Source organism: Terriglobales bacterium, from assembly GCA_035567895.1.
Lineage (GTDB): Bacteria > Acidobacteriota > Terriglobia > Terriglobales > Acidobacteriaceae > Gp1-AA112.
Genome location: DATMPC010000058.1, coordinates 143,531 through 164,227 on the forward strand (window position 1 = coordinate 143,531; position 20,697 = coordinate 164,227).

Below are 20,697 nucleotides of genomic sequence, written 5' to 3' on the forward strand. Positions count from 1 at the left end.
GAACGATGCCAAGACGTAACGACATCTCGAAGATTCTGGTTATCGGCTCAGGTCCTATCGTTATTGGACAGTCTGCCGAATTCGACTACTCGGGTACGCAGGCGTGCAAAGCGCTCAAGGCTGAGGGCTATGAGGTAGTGCTGGCGAACTCAAATCCAGCGACCATCATGACCGATCCAGAGCTTGCTGATCGCACGTATATCGAGCCGCTGACGCGCGAATACCTGGAAGAGATCATTCGTGTTGAATTCGAGATGAAGACCGGCGGCAAGTTCGCTCTGCTGCCAACCGTCGGCGGACAGACGGCGCTGAATCTGGCCGTAGCACTTGCTGATGCCGGTGTTCTGGAGAAATACGGAGTCGAGCTGATAGGCGCTCAACTGCGTGCGATCAAGATGGCCGAGGATCGGCTGCTATTCAAAGACGCAATGACGCGTATCGGACTCGGCGTTCCCAAATCAGCACTTGTTAATAATTTGCGTGATGGCCTCGAGTTCTCAGGAAAGATCGGATTTCCGGTCATTATTCGTCCTTCATTCACTCTCGGAGGATCAGGCGGCGGTATCGCTTACAACCGCGAAGAACTGCTCGAAATTGTTGCGCGCGGTTTGGATCTTTCGCCTGTACATGAAGTCCTGATTGAAGAGTCGGTACTCGGGTGGAAAGAGTATGAACTCGAGGTGATGCGTGACCTAAAAGACAACGTCATCATCATCTGCTCGATCGAGAACTTCGATCCAATGGGCGTACACACCGGCGATTCGATCACCGTTGCTCCCGCGCAGACGCTAACCGATCGCGAGTACCAAAATATGCGCGATGCTGCGATTCGCGTAATTCGCGAGATCGGCGTCGAGACCGGCGGATCGAATATCCAGTTCGGTGTTCATCCCACCACGGGACGCATGGTCGTGATCGAGATGAATCCGCGCGTCTCGCGCTCTTCGGCGCTGGCCTCAAAGGCCACAGGGTTCCCGATTGCGAAGATCGCCGCGCGTCTCGCGGTTGGTTATACGCTCGACGAGATCCCGAACGACATCACGCGCAAGACACCGTCTTGCTTCGAGCCAACCATCGACTACGTGGTTGTAAAGATCCCGAAATGGCAGTTCGAAAAGTTTCCGGGCGCCGAAGAAGGACTCGGACCGCAGATGAAGTCGGTGGGCGAAGCGATGGCCATCGGCCGTACGTTCAAAGAAGCCTTGATGAAAGGTGTCCGCTCGCTCGACCCCGGAAAGCGTGCGACGGCCGAGGATATCGAGCCGCGTCGATTGATGCAGCGCCTTGTAACTCCGCATCCAGAACGCCTGATGTATCTGCGCTACGCCTTGCGTGAGGGTCATACCATCAAGGAGCTTGCGCGCATCACAGGTATCGATCCGTGGTTCCTGCACCAGCTGAAAGAGATCTCCGATATGCAAAAGGAGATCGAGAAGCATCCCGCCGATTCCACGCCGCCGCAGATTGTGCGCGAAGCCAAGCGCATGGGTATCTCAGATGCGCGGCTCGCCGATTTGTGGAAGATGGGAGACAACAAGGGAGCTGCTGAGAAGGTCCGCCACTTACGTGCTAAGAACGGTCTGAAGCCCGTGTTCAAACTCGTGGATACCTGTGCCGCCGAGTTTGAGAGCTACACGCCGTATCTGTACTCCACCTACGAAGAGGAGGATGAGGCGCCGCCGACGCCGAAGAAGAAGGTCATCATTTTGGGAAGCGGTCCGAATCGAATCGGACAGGGAATTGAGTTCGACTACTGCTGTTGCCACGCTTCCTTCGCGCTCCGCGACGACGGTTTCGAGACCATCATGATCAATTGCAATCCCGAAACGGTCTCGACCGATTATGACACCAGCGATCGTCTGTACTTTGAACCGCTAACGCTGGAAGACGTGCTCGCGGTTTACGAGCACGAAGCATCCGGTGGAGCTCCGGTGGAGATGATCGTTCAGTTCGGTGGGCAAACTCCGCTGAATCTTTCGCTGCCACTGAAGGCCGCAGGAGTGCCGATTATCGGCACTTCGCCAGAGTCGATCGATCTCGCTGAAGATCGTAAGCGCTTCGGAAAGCTGCTCGAAGAGCTCGATATCCCCCAGCCTCCTGGCGCGTTGGCCACGAGCGTGGAAGAAGCGGTGGCAGGTGCTAATCGCGTCGGATATCCCGTTTTGGTTCGTCCTTCGTACGTACTCGGTGGGCGGGCGATGGTCATCGCCTACGATGATGCGTCGGTAATCCGCTACATGAAGGAAGCGGTTGAATACTCGCAAGAGCGTCCCGTGTTGATCGATCACTTCCTCGAAGCCGCTATTGAAGTGGATGTGGACGCTCTCTCCGACGGGGAGGACGTGGTTGTCGCCGGCATCATGCAGCACATCGAAGAGGCCGGTATTCACTCCGGCGATTCGTCATGCGTGCTGCCGGCTGTGGATATTCCTCGGCATCTTCTCGATGTAATGCGCGACTACACGTTTCGCCTGGCACGCGCGCTCAGAGTCATCGGGCTCATGAACATCCAGTTCGCGATTCAGAGGGACAAGGTTTACGTGCTCGAAGTGAATCCGCGCGCTTCACGCACTGTGCCGTATGTATCGAAGGCCACCGGCGTCCCCCTGGCGAAGATCGCTGCCCGCCTTATGACTGGACGCAAGCTGCGTGAGTTCTTGCCTGAGTATGTAGAACGCGCTGCTGACCTCGATACCGGCGACTGTTACTTCGTGAAGAGCCCGGTATTCCCGTGGACGAAGTTCCCGGGTGTGGACACAGTGCTTGGGCCTGAGATGAAGTCGACGGGCGAAGTCATGGGCGTTGGCCAAAGCTTTGGCGAAGCCTTCGCGAAAGCGCAGCTCTCGGCCGGGCAAACACTCCCCACGAACGGAACCGTCTTTATTAGCGTCGCCGATCGTGACAAGGCCGGCCTTGTCGATCTCGGACATCGCTTTGCAGATCTAGGCTTCACCATCGTTGCTACCCACGGAACTGCCAGCGTGTTGGAGAACGCCGGTCTGGCTGTAGAGCGCGTTTACAAAGTCAAAGAAGGTCGTCCGAACGTGGTCGACCTCATCAAGGGTGATCGCATTCAGCTTGTAGTCAACACTCCTCAGGGGCAGGATCCATGGTTCGACGAGCAGGCGATTCGTCGAGCAGCCGTTACGCACCGGATTCCTACGCTTACGACCATCGCCGCGGCTCGAGCTGCTGCCGAGGGCATAGCTTCGCTTCAACAGGGTCAGATTGCGGTACGAATCTTGCAGCACTTGCACGCCGAGCGCGCAATCGCAGCGAAATAAGCGTCATACAACTGCCGACTTCCCGCAACATCGGTGTTACAACCCTGCAAACCTCTTTACTTAAGTTCTGGTTCCGGGTGATCGCCAATCGCAGCCTCCGCATCAGATTTCTCAGTGGAGGTTGTATGCAAGTCATGGAACGAAGACTCAGCGTCCCAGATCTCATTCTCATCGCCGGTACTCGGGTGGCATTCGGCATAGGAATTGGCCTGTTGATCTCTGACAGGCTCAATCGCGATCAGCGTAGGGCTGCGGGATTAGCGCTCGTTGGTGTTGGAGCAGCCACCACGATCCCGTTAGCAATCAGCGTGATCGGTAAGAAGGGTGACGTCACGAGCATAGATCTGAAACGGGCCGCGTAAGGCCAACATCGGCGGGTAAACACAAAGGAGCCCCGAAAATGCCGGACAATCTCAGAATCGGAATTGACGAAGTAAGGAAACGAGTGAAAGCCGGCGAGGACATCGTCTTTGTCGATACTCGCAATCCGCAGGCGTGGGCGCAGTCTGACGTGATGTTGCCGAAAGCAATGCGCATTCCTGCGGATGACCCAGATAAGCACCTCTCCGCAATTCCCAAAGACAAGATGATCGTTGCCTACTGCACGTGACCGAACGAAGCCTCCAGCGCCAGTTTGGCGCAAAAGCTTCGTGCACGTGGCTTCAAGAATGCGTTGGCGCTCCAGGGCGGGTTCGATGCGTGGCGAAACGCAGGTCTACCCGTCGAATCAAAGGTGGAAGCCGCTTAGCTCGCTAACACAAAAACATACTGCTGACCTGATATCCGCTTTAACGCCTGAGTTTCCTAATCAAAGGAAGCATGGCCCGAAACCGTCCGAAAAATTTCTCCCAGAAGAATGTCGATTTTCATGCTTCCCATCCGTTGATAGTGTGAAGCGGGCAGAGCAGAAGCGTAACGGAATGCCCGTCCGAGGAGAAACGCCATGACCATCAAGAGTCTGTTCTCGCTCATACGGCTCCTGTTGCTTATTTCGAGCACGAGCGGTGCAAAGCCGCCGGCCACGCCTGCTGAAATCCAGTCAGCAGCAGCCCTTGCCAGGCTCAAGAGTCTGGCTGGAGAATGGCAATCGGTAGGATCAAAAGGGGAGCACGCGAAACTAGGATACGAAGTAATCTCGGGAGGGTCGGCGGTGATGGAGCGATTCTCGAGCGAAGCTCTTCCGCCGAACAGCGGTGAGATGATTACGGTCTATTACGTCGATCGCGGAGAACTGGTCCTTACGCACTATTGCATTGCCAGGAATCAACCTCATCTGCGAGCAACCCTGTACGATGCAAGGACCGGCGAGCTCGATTTTGAGTTCGTGAGTGGGGACAATATGCCCACTGGCGATGAAGGCCATATGCACAGCGCTAAGATGCACTTCATCGATGAGAATCATCTTTCCACCGAATGGCAATACATGGAAGGACATTCGCCCAAATTCAAGGAAGTCTCGCAGTTCACGCGAGTAAATTAATTCCAAGGAGACGACCATGTCGCAATACTTACTATTGCTTTACCAGGATGGGGCTGCGGGAGCGAAACTGGATCCCAAGTTCATGCAGGAAGCCATGGCCAAGTATCAGGCCTGGGGACAGAAGCTGAGGGACAAGGGGCTTTACCTGGGCAGCCACAAACTAGAGAACGAACCCGGCAAGGTCCTGCGCAATGTCGGCGGCAAGGTTCTGGCGACTGACGGGCCTTACAGTGAAACCAAGGAGTGGCTTGGCGGATACTACCTGATCGAGGCGCCCAGCTACAACGCTGCGGTGGAAGCCTCGCGCGATTGTCCTCACCTGGAGTACGGCGGCACGATTGAAGTACGAGAAGTGGATGCCAGGGTGGCTGCCGCGAATGCAAAACGGGCAAGCTGAAATTTGTGTCCCTCATTAGTCATTCTCGACGGGATATCTTCCGCAACATGCCGAGGAGAAGCTCGGCATCGTTGCTGGATAGATTCAGACGATAAACCAGCCTTCGGACTTTCTCCGTAGTCGATGGCAAGGCACCCTTTTTGGTGTAACCACTTGTCCTTAGTGCATCCGATAAGACGCCGGTTATGCGCTCGATCTCTTCGCCGGTGGCCGGCTCGCGTTGGCCGGAAGCCAGGACGACATTCGGTTCGCGTGTGATTTCGTAGAGGCACACCGCTACAGCCTGTCCAAGGTTCATCGATAGATTTTCTTCCCGTGTAGGGATACGCAGGATCGAGTGGCAATAGCTGAGATCTTCGTTGGAGAGTCCCACCTTCTCTGATCCGAATAGCAGTGCGAGAGGAGCAGCATTGCCCAACATCAGTTGGGTGCTCTGATCGAGCCGCATGACAGCATGCTGCGATTGCCGATGACCAAGAGCGGTTGTTCCGACGATTAGTGAACAGTCCCTGACAGCCTCAGGTACTGCCTTGTACTCCTGCGCGTGATGAAGCACGGGCGAGGCGCCGACTGCGGAGCGTGCTTCCCGAAATGCGACCTCATAAGGATTCACGACACGGAGTTGAGAAAACCCAAAATTACTCATCGCGCGCGCAACTGCGCCTATATTGAGTGGATTGCGTGGCCGAATCAGAACAATTCGGACACGAGATTGGAGGGCGCTGGGCAAGAGTCAATTGTAAGTCGAGCCGACGGGGATTCGAACGATCGGCGGAGCTGCCGGCATCCTCGTATCGACGCAGCATGCTGCGTCTCTACTATGCAGCCTAAAGAGGCAGTCTACCGTTGTGTCAGCAGCGTGTTATCGTTGCCGACAGTGGCGGTGTCGATGCGGTCAGGCATTTGGAATTCGTTTTCCAGGCCAATGTTTGGATACTTTGGTTTCAAATATTTATTGACGAAGAGCTCGAGCGCTAGATGAGGCACATCAACACCATCGATAGAGACCGTCTGGATGTTTACATGACCTTGCCCATTTTGGGCTGAAGCAGTAGCGCTGATCTCCACGTCATGTACTCCGCTGAACATTGAGAGTAGCGGATTCAGGTTGCGTCGCCCTTCCTTTACGGCGTCGAAATCAACGGTCGCGTTGGCTTTGATGGTGTCGGGCTGCGAGTGAAACACTACTTTCTGGACGCCTTGTGGCAGCTTATATCCTCCCTCGCGGAACCAGGCGTTCAGCTCATCCGCGTTGATTTGCGTCGAGCGTCGCTGCACGGGATTTGATTTTCCGTTCCGTTCCAGAAAATCGAATTTACTCTGACATCGCTTGGCAGCCGGGGAAAAGTGCGCTGTATCAATGGGAGCCTGTGCGTTAAGAAACACGGAGAAAACAAGCATCACTGTGAACAGGACGCCTGCCATGTGGCTGCGTTGGATTACTGCCCTTATGGCAGCCACGCGATCGACCCGACTAGTGGCTGTGCGTCGAAACCGCTCTTGTGGTCCGAAAGTTCTCATAATCAGTTTCAAACCCGTCTTGCTCTGATGTGTTTTGATTTGTTAACCCTACGCGAGTGTTGGCCTGGGTACTAACGTGCTTCGGCCAATTTCGCGGGTTCGCTGGAAATGGTGGGGTTGGCAATCGTGCCTGAGGCGATGAATCCGCTGCCGTTAGCACGCAAAAACTTCAGATTCCACTCGCGATTGAATGAGACCTGCCCGCTCACCTCGCGCACGCCAGAGGTCGAGGTCATGCGGGTATTTTGCAGCGCAATACGCCGCTTCTCGACCGTAAAGTGACCGCTCCAGGCAGCGAAGTTGAGTGGTGACGCGGCTTCACTATCGGAGTGCAGGCTACGAATTTCGCCATTGTGCCAGCTAAACGCGCCAGAGCCGTTTGTGGATGAAACTAGCTCATCGACCGTTCGGCCATTCATGGTGAGCTTGTAATCGACGTCGACGTTCCCGCTAGCGAGTGGCACTTCGAGTTCGCCATCGATATCTTCCATACGAATGCGCTTGAGCGATCCTGTACCGCTGATGGTAGGTCGCTGGCTGGAGAAGTCGAACGCCATGTCGCCCGAATGCTTACCGCCAAAGAGCTCTGCGGTCCAGTGCCTTACGAGAATTTTTCCAGGCGCGAGCTCCAGTTGCGCGCTTACGTTCTGTGCGTGAAAGTTCCGGACATTCAGATGCTGAGCCGAGATGTTGCCATCGCATGGAATGTCGAGCAACCACTTCGCATCAAATTGTCGTGCCGGGTTGAAGAACGGTATCGAAAATCCTGATGAGGCGTTGAGCAGTTTGAGCAGCGCAGCGTCGCTGAGGTTCTCAGTCTGTAAGTCGAATGTTGCGTTGCAGAGGAGATGGTCTTCACAGTGCCTTGCGGCAGAGAAGCTTCCCGTGAAGGCGAATTCCGAATGGGGAAAGCTCCCCAGGATTTGTTCAGCATGCAGGCTCTGGCCATCGAACTTCAGGGAACCGGCTGAGACAGTAAGAGGTTCAGATACTCCGCGCAAGGACAATACAGCGGATTTGATCTGTGCGTGGCCTGAGACCGACGGAGGAGCAAAATGTTGCCACTCACCCGAGTACTGTGCACTAATCATTCCCGATCCTTCGAGATCGGTTTTCGGTGGATTCAGCCCAAGCACGCGCGCGGCCTGCATCAAACGCCGCCACTCTACTGGACCATTTAGATCAATACGATATCCATCCGCATCGAACAGCGCCGAAAGTTGGGCTTTACCGCCAAGGTCGAGCATGAACGGCTCAAGTACAGCACGCGACGCCGTGCGCTGAGGTGCAACCTGGTGCCGCGACTTTGGGAACACCGACTGCGGAGAACTGAAGTTCAAGCTAACGACGCGAGGAAATGCGAGCGGAGAGTCCAGCACACGAGATTGAATTACTACCCGGCTCGCTGTGGCTGCGCCACTCCACTTCGCTGGTGCTCCCCCAATGCGCTCGATCAACCACGTGCCGTCGATAAGGCCATCGGCGGTCAGGTCGTCAGGCAGAGCGCTTTTGGCATGCAGTGCAGCCCGAATCAACGACGAAGCCGGAACCTTACTGGCGAAGAGCCTGAGCTCGATGTCTGGCGACTCACCAAGTAAATGAAAATTGCCTTGCGCCGCCAAGACGCCTGATTCCATGGGCAAGCGGCAGTTGAACTCAAGTCGGTTGGCCGCGCTATCCGGGGCAGCCGCGCGGAAGCGGTTCTCACAGTTCACCCGCAGGTTAAACGAGGTATTGCGCGCGATGTCATAGCGCCGGAATTCATCGATGCTGACATTCAGCTTCGCCGTGAAATCAGTGGGAGTCCCTTTGAGCTCGGAGCTAAGTTCGACAGCGCCGCGCCATCCCGGGTCATGCCCTCGTGCAATAAGTGTGATCGCGCTTACCTCTGGCCGCTCCCAGGTTACTTGCAAGTGGAATGGTGTCTCTGAAAACTTAGGTGCGCGATCGAATGAGCCTGAGACCTTGATCGAGCCAGTGTCGGTAACGCGCTCATCCGTTCTCAGAGGAATGGCCTTCAGGCGAACGTTCCAGCGATTCTCTGCCGCGAGCCAGAGCGCAAAGTCGGCGTCGGAGAGTGCGAAGGGCTTCTTTTCCGCACCAAACTTGAAGTTAATGCGACTCTCGTTGAGTTCGATGTAGGGGAAACGCGTCCTGGTTTCTGGCTGCTTCTTGTTAGTTGGTGCCGATGGAACTTGCGCCGCGCGATTGATGAGGCGCTCGAGGTTCCAGTGGCCGTCAGGAGAGCGCGCGATATTCAGGCTGGCTTGCGTAAGTGAGATGCTGGCGATCTCGAATCTTCCTCGCCAGAGTGACGACACACGCAGTGTCGCAACGCTGCTCTGGCCGGCGTCCTCGGAGGTCTGCAGAATCGGCTCGGCGCCAAACTCGTAGCCATCGCTGATTCTTAGTTGTCGAAAGGTAAATCCAGGCAGCGGAAGCAGTCGCAGACGAACATCTTCGATCGTCACTGGACGTCCCAGAGACCGTGATAGAGACTCCGAGAATCGCGCGCGAAAGTGATTCAGATTAACCATGGGCGGAAGCAGAAATCCCAGTACCAGCAGGAACGCTAGCAATAGGTAGATTCGCTTTCGCGCAATTAACGAGGACATTTAGTGCACCAGTTGGAACATGCGGCGCCAGCGCGTCTCGTCGAAAAAGTGCAGAGCGACGTGCCCAAGGAATTGGATGCGATCGCTCATCTCCGTCTTTTGCCACTGATCCGGCGGAGTTTGAAACGACCAATACACAAATAGAGGACGACCGATTATGTTTTCGCGAGGGATAAAGCCCCAGTAACGGCTGTCGTAACTCTCGTCGCGATTGTCACCCATGCCGAAATAGCTGTCGGGAGGCACCACCAGATCCTCGCCCTGTTTCAGAACTCCCACCTGTACTGGCCATTCAGGTGAAACCTGGGCTGAAGCCTGGATCGCTGGAACTGCCGGAAAGTTGTCTCGATACGGGTTGTAATCGCCGACTTTGTGAATTAAATACGGTTCGCTGAGCGGCTCTCCGTTGCGATACACCACACCGTTGCGCAAGTGAAGTTTGTCTCCGGGAATCCCGATCACGCGCTTCACTACGTAGAGTCCCGGAGTTTGTGGCGATAGAAATACGACGATGTCGCCGTGACGGATCTGCCGATAATGCTCAAACGGAGCCCAACGCGTCGGCGGAGCAACGGTAATGCGATCCACAAAGACGTGATCGCCGATCAGCAGAGTGTTTTCCATCGAACTCGAAGGAATTTCAAAAGCCTGAATGTTGAACGTGATGATAAAGAGTCCCGTAACCAGGACTGCCGCCATGGAAGATATGAACTCCATGGGCGTTTCTTTCTTCTTTTCCGGCTTCTCGGGCGGCGCCGCTTGCGTCTTTTCTTTGGGTATAAGTACGTCGCTTTTCACGATTAAGTAATCCAGTTAGGCAGAATCAGCGAACCAGACGGAATGTCCGGTCCCAACGAGCGTCCTCCGGAAGGTGGACGAGCGTGTAGAGCAAACGTCCAAGTTTACCATCCGACGCAGCGGTCTCCGGGCGCTGGACCGACCAGTAAATCAGGAACGGACGCCCAATAATGTTCTCTCGGGGCACAAATCCCCAATAACGGCTGTCTAAACTCTCGTCGCGATTGTCGCCCATCACAAAATATTTTCCTGGCGGAACCACGATCTCGCCCTGATGCACGACGTTATGCATCTCCACCCACCAACGCGAGTTCACTTCGGGACTGATGTAGTTTCCTGCAGGAAAATTGTCGCGATAGGAGTCGAATTGCTGACTTTTGTGGATGGCAAACGCCGAATCGTCGATCGCTTTGCCGTTTACAAAGACTTTTCCGCGATACAAGTGAACGTGATCCCCGGGAATTCCGACAACGCGCTTCACAAAATGCTGCGCCGGTTGAATCGGATATCGGAAGACAATGATGTCGCCCCGGTTGATCGGCGAGTACGGTAGAAGCGAATTCCAGATACCGCCGTCGGCAAAGTGGACCTTATCCACCAGCAAATAATCCCCAATCAGCAGCGTCTTTTCCATTGATTGGGACGGGATCTGGAACGCCTGGGCGAGGAATGTGATGACAAATACGGCAAGGACTACCGTGGATGAAAGCCATTGAATTCCGCTCATCCAGTCGTCGGCATCTCGTCTGCGAGCAGGCTTTGCTGATTTTGCAGGAGCTGCAGCCTTCACTTCAGATTCAGGAATGCCCGCGGCGCTCTCGCCGACCGGTGTTTCCGACGGAAAAACCGCGACCGAGCCAGGAGATTGAACGCCTTCACCTGGCTCAGCTAGCGGAGTGGCGGGCGATTCCATGGGCTCGTTCATGCCTGCCCCGCTTGAACCGGTTCATTAGAGCGGAGATATTCCAGCGCGATTCGTGCTGCCTGCTGTTCGGCTTTTTTCTTCGTGGAGTCCTCGCCGGAGGCCACATACAACGGTTCCTGGGCCCCTTGCTCAAGGATACGAACTTGCATAGTGAACAGTTTCCGATGTTCCGGGCCGGTTTCGCTTACGACTGAATACACGGGTTGCGCCAGCCCTTTCGCCTGAACCCACTCCTGAAGCGCCGATTTGTAGTCGGTAAAGTGCTCATTCAGATCTGGATTTGACTCCAACCGAGCTAATTCGGGTTCCAGAACGAGGCTTACGATCAATTTTTGTGCCGGTTCCATGCCTCCGTCCAAGTAGACCGCGGCGATTAGCGCCTCCAGTCCATCGGCCAGAAGACCCGGTTTCGATCGTCCGCCACTACGCTCTTCTCCGCGTCCAAGCAGCAAAAAATGGCCAAGTTGCAGGTTCCGCGCCACCTTTACTAGATGCCGCGCGCTCACCAAATGCGCCCGCATCTTCGAAAGTTGGCCCTCCCGATGCGCCGGGAAGCGTTGAAACAGCAATTCACTGGTCACCAGGCCGAGCACAGCGTCACCGAGGAACTCAAATTGTTCGTTATCTTTAGCGGGATTAGCGCCGCTTTCGCCGCCATTTGCTGCGGCTTTGGTCTCCATTTCGTGGGCCAAAGAGCTGTGTGTAAGGGCTTGGCGGAGCAGTTCCGGGGAAGAAAAGTGGTACTCCAGCGCCGATTCAAGTTGTTCTACATCTTCGATTTTCATCGACGCATGCGCGATCTACGGCAAATTTGATTTAGGGGGAGTGTTAGTTGCAGGCGCAGCAGGAGCCGGATTTGACGCCGGTTGTGCGCCACTTTCGTTCAATTTTGTTAGACGATCAACCTCTTGCTTGGCCAACATTGCCACCGGAGAGTTCGCCGGAGACACTTCCATGGCCTTATTCGCCGAAATTAATGCTGCTGGATACTGCTTTAGGTGGTCTTGAGCCAAGGCTAAGCGGAGATAAGTGAGCGGTTCCACCGGCCCGGGAACACTTAAAGCAATGGATTGCTGGAATTCCTGAGCGGCTGCGTCGTCGTTTTTACGGTCTAGCTGCACCATTCCAACAGCAGAATGTGCCATCGACTTGAGCACTTTCTTCGCGGATTCAATCTGCTCCGAGCTGGCGTTCGAGGGCACCATAAGGTCGCTATTCACGCTTTCCAGGGACCTTTGCGCATACTTTACGGCTTCATCGTACCGCTCTTCGCGGTCTAAATCGCCCTCGCGCGTACGTTCCGCGAGCACTGTCGCCGCCATAACCAGCGCTACTGGGTCGTTGGGCTCATAAGTGAGGACCTTTCGCGCCATTTCTAACGTCTTTTCGGGGTCATTCGCCTGCTGATAGCGGCGCATTATCGCCGAATAAAGCAGACCGCGAAGGTCACTCTGGGTGAATTTTGTGGCGAAATCGTCAGTTAATTTCTCCGCTGCGGCGATGTCCGGATTGGCAACCGCGGCGTTGTAGGCGGCAAATTCCTCGTTCGTTTTAGCCGCCGGAGGAGTCTTGTGCGGCGGACCTGCAGGAGCCTGAGTCTGAGGAGTTGGACCACCGACCAGGCTCGGTATCGGGCGATTGGTCGTCGGCGGAGCCGTTCCGGCAGGTTTTTGCACCGGCTGCGTCGACCCAGTCTGGGGAGTCTGGGCCGGTGGGGCCGTCTGTCCCAATCCAGAAGAGGGCAGCAGGAAAGCGCAAAGAAGACCCGCTGCCGCCTTGTTACAGAACCCGCTGCGGTAGCGGCGCGCGCAGTTCAACAGGAAAGCGCCAGGCGGAATTCTTGTCGCGAACATAAAAGAGCAGATTCGATTCTTCATTAGTTCCAATATGGTCTCAGCTCGTGGGAAGTTGAGCTACTAAGTCTCAAGGCCCCAAGTCTCTAAGCTCCCCTTCAAGGCTGCACAACCCATCGCTGAGGAGCTCAGGAGCTAGAAGCTTAGCAGCTATTTATTCCTCGATGCTTCGTACGGTTTCTGCAGACCGCGCTCGGCGGCGATCTTAGTATCGGGAGCGGTGTCGCCTACATTCAACGCGGCATTGTAGTGCCTAAGCGCGGACTCACGGTTTTCCTGAATATCGAAGATGCGGCCCAGATAGATATGCGACCACGCCAGCATACGTGGATCGTGACTTAGTTGCAGCGTCTTCTGGAAATTATCGATCGCGTCCTTCATGCGGCCCTGCAACGACGAAGCACGAGCCAAAATAAAGGCGGCACGCGCCTGGTCGCCTGAGCCGCCGCTGATCGCGCCCGTGGCGATCTCCTCGGCGCCTTTGGCATCACCTGCTATCAAACTCTCTTCGGCAGCATCAAGCGAGTCGCCGGGTGCGCGCAGTGTTGCCCGTACCAAATCGGGAGAGCCCTGCTTGGCGAAAGTAATTTCTCTGGCGCGCTTCTGTTCGCGTCCCAGGGTCAGGTTGAGATTCGTCAGCATAGGCCCAAAGGCGTCCTGGAAACCGACTTCACCCTTTTCGAAATCGGCGAACTGTTCGTAGAAATAGCGTGTCAGCACGAAGCCCTGTTGCATCGCCTCATCAACCTCGCGCGAGTAAATAGCCTCCACGCGCTTCTCCCGCGCTTTGCGATCCTCATTGTCAATGCGAGGAACCGGTGTCGTGCGGATTTCAACCGCGCGAATCAGCGATTCAGTGACCAAGAGTGCGATGTCGGTCTTAAACTTCTCGTCGAGCGGAGCATTTGCGACCGTCTGCAGCAGAGGCTTCAAGCCCTGCATACGGTTGTAGCGCTTTAAGGCCAGTGGATCGAGCGTGTAGTGCAGGTACGTGTGCCGCACCGGCTGCATCTTCAAAACACCCTGATCGGGCGCCATCACCATCAAATAATTCACGCTGTAGTTGCGCGCGTTGATTTCTCCCGGCGCCACCAGCGGCTCGATGTAAAGCGCGAAGCTGCGGCTAACGTATCCGCTGATCGGCAAGCGCAGATAGGCGTCGGTCTCCAGAATCATGTTTGCTACCTGGTTGTGATAGCGATCAACGTAAGCCTGATACTGCGGCTCGTACTGTGTCCAAAGCTCATGCAGATGCGCTGCCTGATAGAAGACCTGAAGCACCGACAGGTACCCGAGCACGTTTTGCGCATCCGGAGGCAGATCGGCCTCTTTGATTGTGGGCTTGAACTCCGGTGGCTCGGTCGTATAAAGAGCCAGCGAGACATACTGCGCGATATTCCGCGAAGGATCGGCGGCCTGATGATCCCGAATGTAATCGCAAAGCTGCTTGCGCTGGAACTGCGCATCCTCAGAGGCGGCCACGGAGCGAATCACCGCAGCCCGAACTTGATTGCGGAGCGGATCAGAAGAGGAAAGCTCCTGGTCATAACCACAGGAGTTCAACCCGGCAAAAAATGAGAAAAAAGTCTCACTTACGTCAAGAGTGATCTTGTTGCCCGCAGGATCGGCCACCGGTCCAGGGTGAGACATCGGAGCAGCCGGCGCCGCAGCCTTCTGAGCAACAGCAGTCCAAGAGAGTAGGGAAGTGAGCAGTAAAGCCAGAGCCAGCACTTGGGGTAACCCTACAGGGGCACGACGGAGAGAATAAGAACCCAGAGACAGCCTCCTCAACGGTTGGACGGGGATGCTCAATTTTACTGTAGAGCAGCTATTAGCTTCCAGCCGCCAGCTCACCTTCGTGCCCTTCGTGTCCTTCGTGGTTTCACCCAGGTGTTCTCCGTGCCTCCGTGTCTCCGTGGTGAATAACCGTCCTAAGATATGGACATGCAGGATGACGATCTCGTCGTAGTCCACACCTTTTCCGACCAGTTTGAGGCCGACATGGCCTTGAGCGCTCTGGAAGCTGCAGAGATCGACGCCATCATTCAGGCCGACACCGCGGGAGGAATGCGTCCACACATAGCCTGGGCCAGCGGTGGATTTAAGGTGCTGGTGCGCGAGGAGGACGCGCTAGAGGCTAAAGAAATTCTCGAGTCGCGGGTGCGTCCAGAATAAAAGCAAAACCCGACACGGATCACACGGATAAAAGCACGGATCACCGCGGGCGCCGGTTCGTCCGGGTTTCTTGACTTCAACTGGATTTCTTATCTAATCGTTAATCGGACATTCACACAAATATCCGTGCAATCCGTGTCATGTTTTTGACTTTTCTCTCCAGAATCATTTCGGAACAAAGCCAGACCTGTGCTACCTTGTCGCGGCATGCAAATCGGCGACGGCAGCGCCACTCCTCAATTTGAAACTGCAGAGTTCCAGGCGAAGCCGGGAACAGACACTTGCGCGGTCTGCAATCAACCGATCTCCGGCACCTACTATCGGGTGAACAATCACATGGCGTGCAGCGCCTGCACGGAACGCCTTAAGAGCTCGATTCCGAAGGACAGCCATGCCGCCTTCGCTCGCGCAGTCACTTTTGGTGCCGGAGCGGCAATCGCCGGCCTCGCGCTTTATGCCGTGGTCGGAATTGTGACCGGGCTGATGATTGGCTACGTCTCTTTGGCAGTCGGTTGGCTCGTAGGCAAAGCCATGATGAAAGGCTCCGGCGGACTCGGCGGGCGTCGCTATCAGATGGTCGCTGTTCTCTTGACGTATGCAGCTGTTTCGATGGCCGCGATCCCCATGGCAATCGCGGAATTTTCCAAGGAGAAGAAGCAGCGCGCACAAAGCCAGGCCCAAGCTCCGCAGCCGAATGACAACGCAAATCCGCAGAGTCCGTCGCCGGAAGGAGGGCAAGCGGCAGCGTCGAGTCCCGAGAGTGGCGCCACGGGTAAGCACATGAGTTTTGCCTCTGCCATCGGCTATCTCGCACTTCTCGGACTGGCCTCTCCTTTCCTCGAACTTGGTTCCTCTCCGCTGAATGGATTGATCGGACTCGTGATCCTCTTCGTCGGCATTCGCATCGCGTGGCAGCTCACTCGCGGACATCCACCGCTGGTTGTCGATGGCCCATTCTGAACTTAGACTGAACTAGTTCATGGGCACAATCGATCATACGTCGGCCATCACTCCTCAAGTCATCTCGAATTGTCCGCGTTGCCGCCGTGAGCTGGCCGCAGGCGCGCTGGTTTGCGATCAATGCAACGCCCTGGTGCATAGCGAGCAACTGACACAGCTTTCGGCGCAGGCGAAACTGCTGGAAGAAAGTGGCGAGCTGCTTCAAGCGCGCGACACCTGGCTGAGTGCGCTGCCTCTACTGCCGCCGAACGCGAAGCAGGCGGAGTGGATCCAGCAGCATGCGCGTGATCTTCAAAACGATGCCGCCCGCGTGCCGGTGCCAAAACAGGAGAATCAATGGGCACGCAAGCTCGGTCCGATGGCGCCCATCGCCGTCATCCTGGCCAAGAGCAAAGGATTATTGGCGCTGTTCAAGCTCAACTTCCTGCTCAGCCTCGCAGGGTTCATCGCAGTCTATTGGAAGCTGTGGGGCGCGAAATTCGGAGCCGGATTCGCGATCCTGATCCTGCTCCATGAGATGGGACACTTCATCGACATCAAGCGCCGCGGCCTGCCTGCCGATATGCCGGTCTTCTTGCCCGGCCTGGGAGCCTACGTCCGCTGGCAAGCGCTGGGCGTAACCGTGGAAACTCGCGCTGCCATCAGCCTCGCAGGCCCGCTAGCCGGATTGATTTCAGGAGCCGTCTGTGCCGTCGTCTATTTCGAAACTGGAAATCCGCTGTGGGGAGGACTAGCCCGCGCAGGCGCCTGGCTCAACATAATGAACCTGATCCCGATCTGGATGCTGGATGGAGGACAGGCAGCATCAGCACTCAGCAAGATGGAACGGTTGATCCTGCTGACCGGTTCATTGGCGCTATGGCTTCTGCTGCGAGAGAACGTGTTCTTTCTCGTAGCACTAGGAGCGCTCTGGCGTAGCTTCAGCAAAGATCTTCCTGCACACTCCAGCCCTCGCACGTTGACTTACTTTCTCGTGGTGATGACAGGCCTGGGCCTTGTCATGCGCCTGATGCCCGGCGAGGGCTTCGGCCGGTGATTTGTAGATGAACGGTGTTGAACCTTATCGATATGACACTCATGGCAATTGGACAGAGCGAACCACTTCCTACCGCAACAGCCCGGATGAAGCATTCGAGCCGTCGACCACGACTCGCCGAACTTTGACATATCACTAAGTCTTTCCTACGCGTCGGTGGCTGCGAGTGACGCGTTGGCTACACACAGCGCAGGTCCCGCAACGTGAACGGTCCCGGTTCGGGAAGTCCGGTGCGAATCTGCTCTGGAGTGAATCGACGCGAGGGCTGGAGATCGTTGGGAGCGGCAGCGCATGGAGGCGCGGCGTCTACTACTCCCTCTTCGAGAATCCTCACTTGGGCGAGCGCGATCAACGGTACTCGCATTGTCAGCTCGAAGACGTGTGCAAGCGTGTAAAGGAACCAAACAGGTGCGGGCAGTATGAGAGTTTTCTTGCCAAGCACACGCCCAACCCGCCTCACAGCTTCGCTAAGGTAGAGTTCCTCTGCTCCAGTGACCGCGACTGTGGCTCGCGAGAGCCGTCCATCGAGCAGGGCAGCGCATATAACGTCAACCAGGTCCTGGATTGGCACAGGACGAATCGGTTTTTCCCGCAAACCGACCTTGGCAAAGATGGGAAGCGTGAAAATCGTGTGGCTGAGATGATCGAGCATGTGATCACCGCGTCCGTAGATCATGCCGCACTTCAGAATCGTATGATCCAGGCCTGAGTTTCGTACCAGCTCCTCAGCTTCCCATTTTGATTCGTGATAAGCCGATCCGCAATTTGGCCGCGCGCGCAGAAAGCTAATGAGCACGATCTTTCGCACGCCTGCAGTCTTTGCCGCCTGTGTAACGTTAGCAGTGCCTTGAATGTGGACTCGCTGATAGGTTTGCTGTCCGATCTGCCGATTGATACCGGCACAGTGGGCGACAGCATCGCATCCTGAAAAGGCGCACGCCAAAGCCTTCGGATCTGAGAGATCGGCCGGGACAAAATCGACCGAGGGATGTTCACGAAGGCCGAAACCATCAGCCCTTATGCCACGTGCGAGCAGCACGACGTGATGGCCATCCCTGGCCAGACGCTCAGCCAAATGCCGGCCAACAAAGCCTGTGCCTCCAGTGATCGCGATCTTCATCAAGCCTCCTTGCGCCGACGACGACGATAGGCAATCTGTGTAGGACAGACCGCGCTCAGGAAATCTCCCAAAGCACTGGCGATCTGCTCTGCATTCAGCTTGTAGAAGATGCGATTGCCGTCTCGCCGTTCAGAAACCAGGTCAGCATTCTTGAGAATCGATAAGTGCCGGGAAATCGACGGACCGGAGATGGGAAACAGTGCGGTAATCTGCCCCGCCGACAACTCGCCACCCTTCAATTCCTGCAGAATCTGCCGCCGCGTAGGATCGGCCAAAGCCCGGAACGCTTGGCTGGCTGATTTCATTAGTAGCAATTTAGCAAGATAGCTAAATGTGAGTCAACGTTACTGTCGTTCCGCGGTTTCGGTAGCGCCTTGCCAGCGCCCACATCTTTTCAATTCGGATGGCTTTCGCGTTCAATTCAAAGGACTTACTTGTGACGAGCTTATGTATAACACTATGGCTTGAATATAGGTGGAAGCGTACCAGGGAAGCCGAGCTAATGGGCGAAGCGACGAAAACCTTCGGGCTCGGCACCATCGGTATTGATGCTTCGGAGATTGGCGATGCGCCCGGGGACAAATTCCATGGTCTGGTGATTCGTCTGGGCCTGCTGCGGTCGTTTTTCGAACGAAATGTGTTGCGCGATTATCTACATGGCGGCGACTTCGCTGACGAAGTTTTCCAGGCGGCTGCGAGCCTTCCTTGCGACAGGGACGACGTTGGCGAGGCAATGGTCCAAATGGCAATGAAGCAGCGCCCAGAGGTGGACTGTTCGGAATTCAAGCGTGAGATGATCGCGCACGGTTACGATCCCGACGCGCCGAAGATCGATTCCAAGTTTCTCGCGTGGATGCGAAATCGTTGAATCTCCAGGTGTCCGAACAGACCAAAGCAAAAGCAACATCCGACACGGATTGCGCGGAAGATGCAGTGACGTACACGGATTCTTTGAGGATCGTCGTAGCTACCAAGCAATTGCGGATCCGTATTTGTTCGTCGTGTTTCCGTGTGATCCGTATCGGTTCTTGCTGTAAATCTATTTTGCCGGGGAGTAGCTTAAGTCTGGCCTGTAGACCGCCGACTCCGTAAACAAGTGGTCTGTCGAGTTTCGAATTGTCTTGTAGATTGAATCTGCCTGATCCTTTCCGTAAGTCTCAGTTACGACATCCTGTACCGATTTGGGCAATGGGGCGAAGTCTGCCCAGTTCTGACGCGCGTTGAGCAGCACAAATGTCGGTCCTTCACCGCCATTGATCAGTTGGAGCCATCCTGACGTCTTTGGCCAATCGGGCTGCTTCGCAAGAGCGTCATTGATCTTCTTGATCGCATCCATGAATTCGTTCTGCGCGCCGGGATGGAGCACGTAGATGGTGACAGCGGTGATCGGCGTTGGCGGTCGATTGGCGGCACCCAGACTCATGTCTGACCGATACAGATAGAAGCCGTTCCAACTGGCTTGCTCATGTGGGGACATGTTTGCCGTGGCATCGGCGGTGTCGGCTTTGCCCATCCGCTTCTCCCAATCGTCAAAGTCTTTCCAGGTATGTCCGCAGGTGGAGGTCACATACACGCCTGTATTCATGCCGGTTTCAATCGCGAATGTGGTCCATGTCCAGGTGTCATTCTGGCTCTTGTGGAACTGCATGTGCTTCTTTCGCCCTTGCTCCAGCTGCGCCTCGGAGCCGGGCTTCGGCTTTACGAAATAGATACGGCAAACATTGGAAGCATTCTGTGCATTGAGCTGCTGCGTGGAGGAACCACTACTCCCGGAACTTCCTTGTGCCCAACAAGCTACCGAACAGATCAAGCTCACTGCAAGAATCGCATTGCCTGATTTCATTAAATGTTTCTCTCCTGTGCGAGTTAACTCGCGTGCGCACCGTATCCGCTTCATCCCCGCATGTCAACGACATACTGCGTATGGCTCTCCTTCCTGCAGTAACTCTCCCCGAGTAACTACCTCCCAAAGCACAAAGAATTTGCTCACATTTTGCTTCCCTTGACCGTTGACAGGAGTCTAAGCTATCGTCCTGTCAGTCATTGACAGGAGACCTATGGGGAAGCCCACAGACTTGGTTCAGGGAACGCTCGACGTCCTTATTCTCAAGACGATTGCGCTACAGCCGATGCATGGATGGGGAATCGCGCAGCGCATCCGGCAGCTTTCGAATGAAGTGTTGCAAGTAGGCCAGGGGGCGCTGTATCCGGCATTACATCGGCTCGAGCAACAGGGATGGATCCAGGCGAAGTGGGGAGAGTCGGAGAACAATCGGCGCGCCAAGTATTACTCGCTCACGCGCGACGGTGCTAAGTCCCTGCGGCAACAGCAGGCGCAGTGGAGCCGTCTTTCGGGGGCAATTGATCTGGTGCTTGAGGCGATGTAATCGGAACCCCTGCGATGGCAGGGTTTGCAGGTTTTAGGAATTGTCATACTGAGGCCCGATGTTGGCCGAAGGATCTCCCGGAATGAGTCGGACTTTGATTGCTGCGTCCCGGCTCTTTCACGACGATCTTGGCCAAAAAGCCAGGA

At 55.7% G+C, this 20,697-nt stretch carries 21 protein-coding genes; 10 read left to right on the top strand and 11 right to left on the bottom strand.

What is annotated here, in order from left to right:
- Positions 1-5: 5 nt before the first annotated feature.
- The 5 genes from carB to VNX88_11635 all read left to right on the top strand — a co-directional run bounded on the left by carB (position 6) and on the right by VNX88_11635 (position 5,161).
- Entirely contained in the window at positions 6-3,284 is a 3,279-nt protein-coding gene (gene carB, locus VNX88_11615) for a carbamoyl-phosphate synthase large subunit (protein HWY69308.1), read from the top strand.
- A gap of 134 nt (positions 3,285-3,418) precedes the next feature.
- Positions 3,419-3,646 carry a hypothetical protein gene (locus VNX88_11620; GenBank protein HWY69309.1) on the top strand — a complete coding sequence of 76 codons (228 nt, stop codon included), beginning with the start codon at positions 3,419-3,421 and terminating at the stop codon, positions 3,644-3,646.
- Positions 3,647-3,684: 38 nt separating this feature from the next.
- Positions 3,685-3,894, top strand: a complete 210-nt coding sequence (locus VNX88_11625) for a rhodanese-like domain-containing protein (GenBank protein ID HWY69310.1) — start codon at positions 3,685-3,687, stop codon at positions 3,892-3,894.
- 333 nt (positions 3,895-4,227) lie between these two features.
- On the top strand, positions 4,228-4,764 hold the full coding sequence (locus VNX88_11630; GenBank protein ID HWY69311.1) for a hypothetical protein: 537 nt from the start codon (positions 4,228-4,230) through the stop codon (positions 4,762-4,764).
- Positions 4,765-4,780: 16 nt separating this feature from the next.
- Positions 4,781-5,161: a YciI family protein gene (locus VNX88_11635; GenBank protein HWY69312.1), complete on the top strand. Its 381-nt coding sequence runs from the start codon at positions 4,781-4,783 to the stop codon at positions 5,159-5,161.
- A 19-nt stretch (positions 5,162-5,180) separates the two neighbouring features.
- On the opposite strand, the gene VNX88_11640 is transcribed toward VNX88_11635, so the two are convergent.
- From VNX88_11640 to VNX88_11675, 8 genes are all read right to left on the bottom strand, one after another.
- Positions 5,181-5,891, bottom strand: a complete 711-nt coding sequence (locus VNX88_11640; GenBank protein HWY69313.1) for a TrmJ/YjtD family RNA methyltransferase — start codon at positions 5,889-5,891, stop codon at positions 5,181-5,183.
- Positions 5,892-6,001: 110 nt separating this feature from the next.
- Entirely contained in the window at positions 6,002-6,682 is a 681-nt protein-coding gene (locus tag VNX88_11645) for a hypothetical protein (protein ID HWY69314.1), read from the bottom strand.
- Positions 6,683-6,753: 71 nt separating this feature from the next.
- Positions 6,754-9,297, bottom strand: a complete 2,544-nt coding sequence (locus VNX88_11650) for an AsmA family protein (GenBank protein ID HWY69315.1) — start codon at positions 9,295-9,297, stop codon at positions 6,754-6,756.
- Entirely contained in the window at positions 9,298-10,095 is a 798-nt protein-coding gene (gene lepB, locus VNX88_11655; protein HWY69316.1) for a signal peptidase I, read from the bottom strand.
- A 25-nt stretch (positions 10,096-10,120) separates the two neighbouring features.
- Positions 10,121-11,020 carry a signal peptidase I gene (gene lepB / locus VNX88_11660; GenBank protein ID HWY69317.1) on the bottom strand — a complete coding sequence of 300 codons (900 nt, stop codon included), beginning with the start codon at positions 11,018-11,020 and terminating at the stop codon, positions 10,121-10,123.
- Positions 11,017-11,805 carry a ribonuclease III gene (gene rnc / locus VNX88_11665; GenBank protein HWY69318.1) on the bottom strand — a complete coding sequence of 263 codons (789 nt, stop codon included), beginning with the start codon at positions 11,803-11,805 and terminating at the stop codon, positions 11,017-11,019. Before rnc ends, lepB (VNX88_11660) begins: the two co-directional genes overlap by 4 nt.
- 15 nt (positions 11,806-11,820) lie before the next feature.
- The gene (locus VNX88_11670) at positions 11,821-12,897 is read right to left on the bottom strand and encodes a hypothetical protein (GenBank protein ID HWY69319.1); all 1,077 of its coding nucleotides are present in this window, start codon (positions 12,895-12,897) and stop codon (positions 11,821-11,823) included.
- Between the two features lie 126 nt (positions 12,898-13,023).
- Positions 13,024-14,523 carry a tetratricopeptide repeat protein gene (locus VNX88_11675; protein ID HWY69320.1) on the bottom strand — a complete coding sequence of 500 codons (1,500 nt, stop codon included), beginning with the start codon at positions 14,521-14,523 and terminating at the stop codon, positions 13,024-13,026.
- A gap of 294 nt (positions 14,524-14,817) precedes the next feature.
- Here VNX88_11675 and VNX88_11680 point away from each other — a divergent pair, with 294 nt between their 5' ends.
- The 3 genes from VNX88_11680 (at position 14,818) to VNX88_11690 (ending at position 17,044) form a co-directional block, all read left to right on the top strand.
- Complete coding sequence (locus VNX88_11680; GenBank protein ID HWY69321.1) at positions 14,818-15,048, top strand: DUF2007 domain-containing protein; 231 nt, start codon at positions 14,818-14,820, stop codon at positions 15,046-15,048.
- A 207-nt stretch (positions 15,049-15,255) separates the two neighbouring features.
- Positions 15,256-16,008 carry a hypothetical protein gene (locus tag VNX88_11685; GenBank protein ID HWY69322.1) on the top strand — a complete coding sequence of 251 codons (753 nt, stop codon included), beginning with the start codon at positions 15,256-15,258 and terminating at the stop codon, positions 16,006-16,008.
- 19 nt (positions 16,009-16,027) lie between these two features.
- Positions 16,028-17,044 carry a site-2 protease family protein gene (locus VNX88_11690; protein HWY69323.1) on the top strand — a complete coding sequence of 339 codons (1,017 nt, stop codon included), beginning with the start codon at positions 16,028-16,030 and terminating at the stop codon, positions 17,042-17,044.
- A 178-nt stretch (positions 17,045-17,222) separates the two neighbouring features.
- Here the strand turns inward: VNX88_11690 and VNX88_11695 are convergent, their stop codons facing one another.
- Positions 17,223-18,164, bottom strand: a complete 942-nt coding sequence (locus tag VNX88_11695) for an NAD(P)H-binding protein (protein ID HWY69324.1) — start codon at positions 18,162-18,164, stop codon at positions 17,223-17,225.
- Positions 18,164-18,469 (bottom strand): metalloregulator ArsR/SmtB family transcription factor, encoded by a 306-nt coding sequence (locus VNX88_11700; protein HWY69325.1) that lies wholly within the window; start codon positions 18,467-18,469, stop codon positions 18,164-18,166. The genes VNX88_11695 and VNX88_11700 overlap by 1 nt, the downstream gene beginning before the upstream one ends.
- 197 nt (positions 18,470-18,666) lie before the next feature.
- On the opposite strand from VNX88_11700, the gene VNX88_11705 reads away from it, so the two are divergent.
- Positions 18,667-19,032: a hypothetical protein gene (locus VNX88_11705; protein HWY69326.1), complete on the top strand. Its 366-nt coding sequence runs from the start codon at positions 18,667-18,669 to the stop codon at positions 19,030-19,032.
- A 171-nt stretch (positions 19,033-19,203) separates the two neighbouring features.
- Here VNX88_11705 and VNX88_11710 read toward each other — a convergent pair whose 3' ends face one another.
- Positions 19,204-20,007, bottom strand: a complete 804-nt coding sequence (locus VNX88_11710; protein ID HWY69327.1) for a hypothetical protein — start codon at positions 20,005-20,007, stop codon at positions 19,204-19,206.
- 214 nt (positions 20,008-20,221) lie between these two features.
- On the opposite strand from VNX88_11710, the gene VNX88_11715 reads away from it, so the two are divergent.
- The gene (locus tag VNX88_11715) at positions 20,222-20,551 is read left to right on the top strand and encodes a PadR family transcriptional regulator (GenBank protein ID HWY69328.1); all 330 of its coding nucleotides are present in this window, start codon (positions 20,222-20,224) and stop codon (positions 20,549-20,551) included.
- The last annotated feature ends 146 nt before the right edge of the window (positions 20,552-20,697 follow it).

Bases quoted from the DNA above. Each gene is read 5' to 3' on its own strand.
- VNX88_11630 (HWY69311.1), top strand. From the start codon at position 4,228: ATGACCATCAAGAGTCTGTTCTCGCTCATACGGCTCCTGTTGCTTATT.
- VNX88_11690 (HWY69323.1), top strand. From the start codon at position 16,028: ATGGGCACAATCGATCATACGTCGGCCATCACTCCTCAAGTCATCTCG.
- VNX88_11705 (HWY69326.1), top strand. From the start codon at position 18,667: ATGGGCGAAGCGACGAAAACCTTCGGGCTCGGCACCATCGGTATTGAT.
- VNX88_11675 (HWY69320.1), bottom strand. From the start codon at position 14,523: ATGTCTCACCCTGGACCGGTGGCCGATCCTGCGGGCAACAAGATCACT.
- lepB (HWY69317.1), bottom strand. From the start codon at position 11,020: ATGAACGAGCCCATGGAATCGCCCGCCACTCCGCTAGCTGAGCCAGGT.
- VNX88_11695 (HWY69324.1), bottom strand. From the start codon at position 18,164: ATGAAGATCGCGATCACTGGAGGCACAGGCTTTGTTGGCCGGCATTTG.
- VNX88_11680 (HWY69321.1), top strand. From the start codon at position 14,818: ATGCAGGATGACGATCTCGTCGTAGTCCACACCTTTTCCGACCAGTTT.
- VNX88_11650 (HWY69315.1), bottom strand. From the start codon at position 9,297: ATGTCCTCGTTAATTGCGCGAAAGCGAATCTACCTATTGCTAGCGTTC.
- VNX88_11710 (HWY69327.1), bottom strand. From the start codon at position 20,007: ATGAAATCAGGCAATGCGATTCTTGCAGTGAGCTTGATCTGTTCGGTA.
- VNX88_11700 (HWY69325.1), bottom strand. From the start codon at position 18,469: ATGAAATCAGCCAGCCAAGCGTTCCGGGCTTTGGCCGATCCTACGCGG.
- VNX88_11670 (HWY69319.1), bottom strand. From the start codon at position 12,897: ATGAAGAATCGAATCTGCTCTTTTATGTTCGCGACAAGAATTCCGCCT.
- carB (HWY69308.1), top strand. From the start codon at position 6: ATGCCAAGACGTAACGACATCTCGAAGATTCTGGTTATCGGCTCAGGT.
- VNX88_11645 (HWY69314.1), bottom strand. From the start codon at position 6,682: ATGAGAACTTTCGGACCACAAGAGCGGTTTCGACGCACAGCCACTAGT.
- VNX88_11685 (HWY69322.1), top strand. From the start codon at position 15,256: ATGCAAATCGGCGACGGCAGCGCCACTCCTCAATTTGAAACTGCAGAG.
- VNX88_11635 (HWY69312.1), top strand. From the start codon at position 4,781: ATGTCGCAATACTTACTATTGCTTTACCAGGATGGGGCTGCGGGAGCG.
- VNX88_11715 (HWY69328.1), top strand. From the start codon at position 20,222: ATGGGGAAGCCCACAGACTTGGTTCAGGGAACGCTCGACGTCCTTATT.
- rnc (HWY69318.1), bottom strand. From the start codon at position 11,805: ATGAAAATCGAAGATGTAGAACAACTTGAATCGGCGCTGGAGTACCAC.
- VNX88_11625 (HWY69310.1), top strand. From the start codon at position 3,685: ATGCCGGACAATCTCAGAATCGGAATTGACGAAGTAAGGAAACGAGTG.
- VNX88_11620 (HWY69309.1), top strand. From the start codon at position 3,419: ATGGAACGAAGACTCAGCGTCCCAGATCTCATTCTCATCGCCGGTACT.